The 4,194-nt window shown below is 71.7% G+C and carries 3 protein-coding genes and 2 pseudogenes; all 5 read left to right on the top strand.

The window, feature by feature from the left end:
- A pseudogene (locus tag G7A99_RS25340) lies at positions 1 to 712 on the top strand (metal-transporting ATPase); the annotation flags it as partial.
- Positions 713 to 766: 54 nt separating this feature from the next.
- A complete protein-coding gene (locus tag G7A99_RS08545; RefSeq protein ID WP_018718041.1) occupies positions 767 to 2,203 on the top strand; it encodes a bifunctional enoyl-CoA hydratase/phosphate acetyltransferase in 1,437 nt (478 codons plus the stop codon).
- Positions 2,196 to 2,615 (top strand): annotated as a pseudogene (locus tag G7A99_RS25905) (acetate kinase); the annotation flags it as partial. The gene G7A99_RS08545 and the pseudogene G7A99_RS25905, both read left to right, overlap by 8 nt.
- A gap of 62 nt (positions 2,616 to 2,677) precedes the next feature.
- Positions 2,678 to 3,388, top strand: a complete 711-nt coding sequence (locus G7A99_RS25910) for an acetate/propionate family kinase (RefSeq protein WP_371807603.1) — start codon at positions 2,678 to 2,680, stop codon at positions 3,386 to 3,388.
- Positions 3,389 to 3,431: 43 nt separating this feature from the next.
- Entirely contained in the window at positions 3,432 to 4,193 is a 762-nt protein-coding gene (locus tag G7A99_RS08555; protein WP_163139535.1) for an SDR family oxidoreductase, read from the top strand.
- The last annotated feature ends 1 nt before the right edge of the window (position 4,194 follow it).

Consider the following 4,194-nt stretch of genomic DNA (forward strand, 5'->3'; position numbering starts at 1 on the left):
CCTGGTCCTCACCGAGGCCGGTCTGTCGGTAATCGCCACCGCGGTGGAGGAGGCCCGGCGCATCTTCCGGCGGATGAACAGCTACGCCACCTTCCGCATCGCCGAGACCATCCGGGTGCTGCTGTTCATCGCCCTGAGCATCGTCGTCTTCGACGTCTACCCCGTGACCGCGATCATGATCGTGCTGCTCGCCCTGCTCAACGACGTGCCCATCATGATGATCGCCTACGACAACGCCCCGGTGGCCGATCACCCGAGGCGCTGGGACATGACCCGCACGCTCTGCGAGGCGTCGCTGATCGGCGCCCTCGGGGTGATCGCGACCTTCATCCTCTACTGGCTCGGGCGCCACCCGCTGGGGCTGGACGGCGACACGCTGCAGACGCTGATCTTCCTCAAGCTGCTGGTCGCCGGGCACATGACACTGTTCATCACCCGCTCGGACGGGCCGTTCTGGCAGCGCCCGTGGCCGAGCTGGCAGCTGTTCGTGACCCTCGAGGCGACCCAGGTCCTGGGCACGCTGGCGGCGCTGTTCGGCTGGTTCATCACGCCGCTGGACTGGCGCCTGGTGGTGCTGGTGTGGGCCTTCTCGTTCGCGGAGTTCCTGGTCAACGACACGGCCAAGGTCCTGCTCGGGCGGCTGATGCGCTACGGCGCGGGCTACCAGAACCGCCACCTGCGGCGGTTCGAGTCGAGCATGCACGGCCACTGAGCCCCGGCGGCGCCCCCGGGCGCGCCGGCAACCCACGCTGCGGGGTGAACGGCAATGAGCCATTGCGGTGACGAGACCACGACAACGGACGACGACGGCCTGCTGAGGGGGTACACCTTCGAGGAGCTGAAGGTCGACCAGACCGCGAGCCTGGTACGCCAGCTCACCGAACGCGACATCGCGGCATTCGCCGCCATCTCGGGGGACGTGAACCCGCTCAACGTGGACCGCCGCTTCGCCCAGGAGCACGTCTTCCACACCCTGATCGGCCATGGCATGTGGGCCGGCGCGCTGATCTCCAACGTCCTCGGCACCCACCTCCCGGGGCCGGGCACCATCTACGCCCGTCAGACCTTCGACTTCGTCCGCCCCATCGCCCTGGGCACCACGGTGACCGTCACCGTGCGCGTCGCCGAGAAGCACGCCGACAGCGGCCGCGTGGTCATGGAGTGCCTGTGCCTGGACGGGGACGGCAACGTGCTGGTGAGCAGCACCGCCGAGGTCCTGCCGCCGCAGGAGGAGGTCCGGCGCGAGCGCACCGCGCTGCCGGACGTGGAGGTCCTCGACCACGGCGACCGCCTGCGGCGGCTGATCGAGTCGGCGCGGGCGTTGCCCCCGCTGCACATGGCGGTGGTCCACCCGGTGGACGACGCGTCGCTGCTCGGCGCCGTACGCGCCGCCGAGGCCGGCCTGATCGTCCCGGTGCTGGTCGGCCCCGAGGCGGATATCCGCGCCGCCGCCGGGCGCGCCGGGCTCGCCATCGACGACTACCGCATCGTCCCCGCCGGCGACGGCCGCGAGTCCGCCAACCGCGCGGTGGAACTGGTCCACACCGGCGAGGCGGACGCGCTCATGAAGGGCATGCTCCACACCGACGAGCTCATGGGCGCGGTGGTGGACACGGACACCGGCCTGCGCACGCGACGGCGGCTCAGCCACGTCTTCGTCATGGACATCCCCGGCTACGACCGCCCGCTGCTGATCACCGACGCCGCGATCAATATCGCCCCCTCGCTCACGGACAAGGTCGACATCGTGCAGAACGCCGTCGACCTCGCCCACGCCCTGGGCACCGAGGCACCGAAGGTGGCGATCCTCTGCGCTGTGGAGACGGTGAACCCGGCGATGCCGTGCACCGTCGACGCCAGCGTGCTCTGCAAGATGGCGGACCGCGGCCAGATCACCGGTGCGGTGCTCGACGGCCCGCTCGCCTTCGACAACGCCGTCGACGTCAACGCCGCGCGGACCAAGGGCATCCGCTCGCCGGTCGCCGGCCACGCGGACATCCTCCTCACCCCGGACCTGGAGGCCGGCAACATGCTTGCCAAGCAGCTCGAGTACATCTCCCACGCCGCCGCCGCCGGGGTGGTGCTCGGCGCGCAGGTGCCCATCGCGCTCACCAGCCGGGCGGACGACGAGCTCGCACGCATGGCCTCCTGCGCCACAGCAGCACTGATGCACGCCGCCGGCGGGGGCAACGGCCATGGGTGAGGGAGACGCCGTCCTCGTCCTCAACGCCGGCTCCTCCAGCGTAAAGTTCGCGCTCTACCACGTGGACGCCGGCGACGCCCTCAGCCGGGCGCTGCACGGCGAGCTGGCGGGCATCGGCGACGCCCCGCAATTCACCGCCGAGGACGCCGGGGGCGCCGCGGTCGATGCCCCGGCCCTGCCCGCCGACGGCGACGAGGGTTCGCTCATCGCCGGGCTGGTGGGCTGGCTCGACGACTACGTGGGCAGCGGGCGCAGCGTCCGCGCCGTCGGCCACCGGGTGGTCCACGGCGGCCCGCGGCACCATGCCCCGGTGCGGGTGGACGACGCCGAGCTCGACTACCTCACCTCGCTGGAACCCCTGGCCCCGCTGCACCAGCCCCACAACCTGGAGCCGGTACGCCAGCTCCGTGCCTCGCACCCGGACATGCCCCAGGTGGCGTGCTTCGACACCGCCTTCCACCGCAGCCAGCCCCGGTGGCCCAGTGGTTCGCCCTGCCGCGGCGCTACCGCGATCAGGGAGTGCTGCGCTACGGCTTCCACGGTCTGTCCTACGAGTACATCGCCGGCGCGCTGCCAGCCTACGACCCGGCGGCGGCCCGCGGGCGCGCGGTGGTCGCCCACCTCGGCCACGGCGCCAGCCTGTGCGCCCTCTCGGAGGGGCGCAGCGTGGCCACCACCATGGGCTTCACCGCCCTCGACGGCCTGCCCATGGGCCGGCGCTGCGGCGCCCTGGACCCCGGGGTCGTCCTCCACCTGATGCGCAGCGAGGGCCTGTCGGCGGACGCGATCGAGGACCTGCTCTACCGCCACAGCGGCCTCTACGGCGTCTCCGGCATCAGCGACGACATGCACGCGCTGCTCGACAGCGATGCGCCCGCCGCCGCCGAGGCCGTGGCGCTGTTCGTCTACCGCACGGTGCGCGAGATCGGCTCGCTCGCCGCCGCCCTCGGCGGACTCGACGCCGTGGTGTTCACCGCCGGCATCGGCGAGCACGCCGCCGCCATCCGCGAGCGCGTCAGCGCCGGCCTGGAATGGCTCGGCGCGCGCCTCGACCACGACGCCAACACCCGCGGCGGACCATGCATCAGCACCGCGGACAGCACCCCGGCGCTGTGGGTCATCCCCACCGACGAGGAGCGCATGATCGCCGAACACACGCTCGCACTGCTGCGCCGTCACGCCTGAGGCGTGCGGCCTTTCACCAACGGAGCCACAGGAGTACTCACCCATGGAGATCAAAGGCAGGACGGTGGTGATCACCGGCGCGGGCCGCGGCCTGGGCCGGACGACGGCACAGACGCTGGCGGACCGCGGCGCCCGCCTGGCGCTGGCAGACGTCAACGACGAGGGCCTGGCCGAGACCGCGCGGCTGTGCGAGGCGGCCGGCGCGGAGACCCGGGTCTATCACCTCGACGTCTCCGACGAGGCCGCGGTCGAGGAGACCTTCGCCGCCATCGCCCGTGACTTCGGCGCGCTGGATGCGCTGATCAACAACGCTGGCATCACCCGCGACGGCCTGCTGCTGAAGGCCCGCGAAGGCCAGGTCGAGAAGAAGATGAGCCTGGAGGACTGGAACACGGTGATCAACGTGGACCTTCGCGGCGTCTTCCTCTGCACCCGCGAGGCGGCGGAGCAGATGATCGGCCTCGGCAACGGCGGCGTGATCGCCAGCATCTCGAGCATCTCCCGGGCCGGCAACTTCGGGCAGACGAACTACTCCGCGGCCAAGGCCGGGATCGCCTCGATGACCGTCACCTGGGCCAAAGAGCTGGCGCGCCACGGCATCCGCGCCGCGGCCATCGCCCCGGGCTTCACGGAGACGCCGATGGTCGCCCAGATGCCCGAGAAGGCCCTGGACCGCATTCGCGCCCAGGTCCCCCTGGGCCGCCTCGCCCGGCCCGAGGAGATCGCCCACTCGGTGGTCTACGTGCTGGAGAACGACTACTTCAACGGCCGGGTGCTGGAGGTCGACGGCGGCCTGCGGCTGTAGC

This window comes from Arhodomonas sp. KWT, from assembly GCF_010993615.1.